This is a genomic window from Candidatus Aegiribacteria sp. (genome assembly GCA_021108435.1).
Lineage (GTDB): Bacteria > Fermentibacterota > Fermentibacteria > Fermentibacterales > JCC-6 > Aegiribacteria.
Genome location: JAIOQY010000067.1, coordinates 1 through 4,878, shown reverse-complemented (window position 1 = coordinate 4,878; position 4,878 = coordinate 1). Strand labels below are relative to the sequence as shown.

Sequence of the window (4,878 nt, the reverse complement as noted above, 5' to 3'; positions counted from 1 at the left end):
TGACAGCAACAGGTACTTTGTCCATATTTGCATAACCGGAGGTGATTTTGAATTATTCCATTGAGAGCATAAAAAGTAATTTCCACCGCGCGGGGGATATGATAGCTGAAGCATTGAATGCCGTACACCACTCACCGCGAGTCGTCAGGATAATGGCTGTTACGAAGACGCATCCTGTTGAACTGGTTCAGTTGTCCATAGAAGCTGGTATCAGGATAATTGGTGAGAACAGGGTCAGTGAAGGCGGGCGCAAGATTAAAACACTCGGGAAAGAAGTTGCTGAATTTCACATGATCGGTCCCATCCATACAGGGGAAGTGAGACAGGCTGTCAGAGATTTCCACTGGATTGATTCCATCTGCAGAATGAAGATTGCGGAGGAGATAGCTAAACGAACCACGGCCATAAATAAGAAACAGCCCGGAATACTTGTGGAGGTCAACACTTCCGGTGAGGAATCAAAGCATGGTCTGGCACCTGAATATTCAGTACTTGAGGAGGCGCTTGGTCAAATGCGGGAACTCGGTCTCGTTATATCGGGATTACTGACTATCGGGCCACTGGGGGGAACCGAGGAGGAAACAAGAAAAGCATTTGCTTCTCTTCGGAATCTCAGAGACGATCTTTCCCGCAAATGTGGTTTTGAGCTTCCTGAGCTTTCCATGGGCATGAGCGATGATTTCCAGCTTGCTGTGATGGAGGGTTCTACTATCGTCAGACTTGGCAGGTTCCTTTTCGGCAGGAGACAAAATTGACTTCCGATTATTCAGCAATATTATACATTTGTACAGATATACACTCACCAGCTTCCCGGCTCATCAGGGTAGCAGAACAGGAAACGGAGAAGCATCGTGCGTATTACGCCACTTGACATAAGAAGACAGCATTTCCGGAAAACAATGAGAGGTTACGATAATGCCGAGGTTGAGGCTTTTCTTGAGATGGTCGCTTCCGCCTGGGAGGAACTTGTAGAGAATCTTGAGAAAGTTGAGAGAGAACTTACCGTTCTCAGGGCGAGGGCATCTGATTTTGACCGGATGGAAGGTGCTGTGAGGGATGTGCTCGTACAGCAGCAGCAGAGTGCCGCCAAAGCCAGGAAAGAGGCTGACAAGGAAGCAGAACTCATTATTATGGACGCTGAGATCAAGGCGTCAAACCTTGTAGCTGAAGCAAGAGACCGTGTCCGTGTTCTTACCGAGACCATTCGTGAGCTGCAGGATAGAAGGCTCTCAGTGATTGCTCAGATACGATCATTCATTGATACACAGGGGAAGATGATTGATGTCGAGGAAGAACGCATAAGGGCAGAGTTGATCCCGGACGAAGAGAAGCTTCCCGGCGAAGAAGACGGTGATTCGCCGCTGCTCGAACTTACTGAACTCTGAATATGTCTTATTTCATTTTTCTTATACTTGCTTCGACATCACTCCTCACCCCTGCCGAAAGGATAGTTCCGCCGCAGACGCGAGTGGAAGCCGCCTTCACTGAGTTTGTGTGGGAATGTCCGGCAATTCATGAGATTGTGAGCCTGCCTGATAATCTGACTGGATATATTGCTGATGGATGCGGCTATTCAGGCAGTGATGGATCGATTCTTCTTCCACAGGCGAATCTGTTTTTTGCTGTACCCCCCGGAGTAGAACCTTTCCTTGAGATCATTCCCGAAGGTGTCCATTTTCTGTCTGCAGGTACTGTGGCTGAAACTTCTGTCTCCCCGGAAGGATTCGATTCCTTCTTTTCAGCCCACCCTGAGAATATCCCCCGAACCTGGGGTTCACTCACGCATACGGGTTCTTTCAGGAGAGCAGGTGTAACTCTTCTTGAACTTCATCCGATTGTGTTTCGAGACGGCGCTCTGTATGCCGCTGAGAGATTCAGAATTATCATCAGTTATCCTGACACAGGTCCGCCCGGAGCAGTATCGGGAATATCCGGATCGATATTCAGTGCCCTTCTTGAAGGAGGGAACAGAGTCTGGACTGCTTCCGAAAACCGCTCCGGATACAGTCCTTTCTGGGGACTGCCGTGGTATTCACTGGATATAGATACTGCGGGAATCTACTGTATCACCGCCGCAGAAATACCATCCGCTGCAGGTGTTCCCTCGACGACTCTCTCGATGTTCTGCGGACGCGGCAGAGAAATGGGGAATGATCCGTGGGAAACAGCTTACATACCAATAGATGTGCCGATACTGGTTGATGATGGCGGTGACGGTGTTTTTGATTCCGGTGACAGACTGTTCTTCTTCGGAAGGGGACTCGCCTGGTGGGAGTGCACAAGTGATAGCATGCCGCCGCATTTCAATCACAGATATTCTCACATTAATACATACTGGTTGACATGGGGCGGAGAAGACGGCGCCAGAATGGATATGATAGATGGAAGCTTAACAGGTGCCCCATCCATGCCTGATGTGTTTCTATCCAGGCAGCATCTCGAGGAGAATACGATCAGAGCAGCAGCTTATAGTGTTTTCCTGCCTGATGACTGGGCGTGGGTTCGTTCAACTGGAAGTACGGACACATGGGACTATTTCAGCTTCAATGCTCCCTCAACCACCGGCGAAGGATTCCTGAGGCTGCATCTGATCTCGAATGATTACCTTAATCATCATATCAGGCTTACAATGAACGGTTCTCAATTCTGTGATACAACCTGGAGTAACGCAGATGATTTCATTCTCCAGGTTCGGTGTTCCGAGTTACAGTCTTCAGGAAATAATCTCGGGATACAGATAATCAGAGATTCAGGAGAGGAGACCATATTTTTCGATTGGTTCGAGGTATTCTCCTGGACGGAACCGTCTCTTTCCGGGCAGGCTCAAATTCCGCTTGACTGGTGGCAGGTTCCCGGCCGACAGAAATTCACGTGGAATAACGATTTGTCGAACGCATATGTATTTATGATAGGGGGAGATGATCAGGCCGCCTGCATAACGGTTGATGATCCTTATTCGTTCGAATACGAAGTTCCCGATTCCTGGGTTTCAAGAGAATTCTGGATTTCGGAGATTGAGGACATGGCTTCACCGGTCAGCATTCATGAAGAGTCACCTGGAAGAATAATCAATGGAATGAACGGTGCTGACAAGATCTATATTGCCGCCGATGAGTTTTACACTGACATTCTTCCACTTCAGCAAACCGGTGAGCAGGTTCAGGTAATTTCCGCATCTGAGGTTTACAATGAATTTAACGGGGGAGTGAGAGACCCGCAGGCTATCAGGGCAATGATATACACTGTTGTTGACACATGGAATCCCATCCCGATGGATCTGATCCTGGTTGGAGGAGGAAACTGGGATCCTCTGCATTTCATTTCAGCCAGAGTATCCTACATAGATATCCTTCGCCGAGAATCATCCGAGACCGTTGCTGATGATCAATTCGTGATTGTTGGCGATAGCCTTCTGCCCCAGATCGCGGTTTCTCGGATGGGAATAACCAACAGATCCGACCTTCAGCTGATCGTTGACCGGACCCTTTCTTACGGCAATGTGGAAAACCAGGGCGAGTGGCAGACGGTTGTTCTTGGCGCCGCGGATGATGAGCGATCTCCTTTGCATGGCGGTGATGAAAGATTCCATACTCAGGATATGGAGCAATTACTGACGAATCACCTCCCCGGCGTACTGCGTCCTGAGAAGATGTATATGATCTTCTACGACTGGAACGATCTCTGGAAGAAGCCTGAGGCAAGAGAGGATTATATCAGCCTGTGGAGCAGAGGATCACTTGTCTCTCTGTTTCTCGGACATGGCGGGTACGATCAACTGGCTGATGAGGGTCTTCTGTACCTTGAGGATGTAGGTCTTCTTGCCTGCGAGAGCAGGCTTCCGGTAGCTTTATTCGGTTCCTGTGATGTCGGCGCGTTCCAGAATCCCGCATCTGAATGTATCGCTCAGCAGATAACCGCATCTCATTCAGGTGGCGCAATAATCGCGAGTGGTGCTACAGGAGTAACTTCCGGACCTGGCAATGAAATTCTTCTGGGTGAGATTATCGATCGATTGTTTTCTGAAGCTGATCTCTCGGTAGGAATGTGTTTTATGCTCGGCAAGATTGTCGCCGGATACAACAGTAACAATGCTTCCAACATCCTGTTTGGTGATGGAAGTCTCAGGCTCGCTTATCCATGGACTTCTTTCGATGTGAATGCTGACACCCTTTTTACCGGTGAATCAGCCATTCTCAATGGTTCCGCTCCAAACGATGGAATCATACTGATAGAATCGTTTGAATCCTGTCAGCCCGATACCTATTATACTTTCAGACATCATGATCCGATTGAATACCTCTCACTGGCCCGATCATTCTTCAGAGGAGCTGCAGTTGCCTCCCCTGATTACTCTGCTGCCATGTTCGTTCCGATTGACAGCGATACCGGTTCTCTTGCCAGGACTCAACTTGTATTTCTCAGTGACTATTCCATGGCTGCAGTGTCCACATATCCCGCTCGAATGGAAACGGGGAATCCACTATCCGATACGACAGGACCTGAAATAGAACTCTGGATAAAGGGTTACAGAAATGTAAATAAGCCGCATGTTTCAGGTTCAATTACAGTTCACGCATTGCTGTCCGATGATTCGGGTATAAACCTCCTTGGCAATACCGGCAGACAGCTTGCTCTTTATACGGATGGTTCACCTCAGGATGTGTCCGGATATTTCCGTTATCACCAGGGCTCCGGCACAACGGGCGAACTGGAAGTTGAGATAGGATCTCTTGAACAGGGAGATCATCAGATCCAGCTGAGAGCAAGTGACGGTCTTCTGAATACATCTCTGGTTCAGATGGATTTTGTCGTGACCTCAACAGGTGAGTTCAGTATCAGCAATGTATTTCCATATCCGAATCCGTGCAGCGATGGAGT

3 protein-coding genes are annotated in these 4,878 nt (G+C 48.6%); all 3 read left to right on the top strand.

All coding sequences use genetic code 11. The annotated features are described in order from the left end of the window. The first annotated feature begins 47 nt into the window (after positions 1–47). Positions 48–755 (top strand): YggS family pyridoxal phosphate-dependent enzyme, encoded by a 708-nt coding sequence (locus tag K8R76_04000; protein ID MCD4847334.1) that lies wholly within the window; start codon positions 48–50, stop codon positions 753–755. 96 nt (positions 756–851) lie between these two features. Next, on the top strand, positions 852–1,385 hold the full coding sequence (locus K8R76_03995; GenBank protein MCD4847333.1) for a DivIVA domain-containing protein: 534 nt from the start codon (positions 852–854) through the stop codon (positions 1,383–1,385). An 83-nt stretch (positions 1,386–1,468) separates the two neighbouring features. Beyond that, positions 1,469–4,878: hypothetical protein (locus tag K8R76_03990; GenBank protein MCD4847332.1), on the top strand; the 3,410-nt coding region annotated here is incomplete at its 3' end.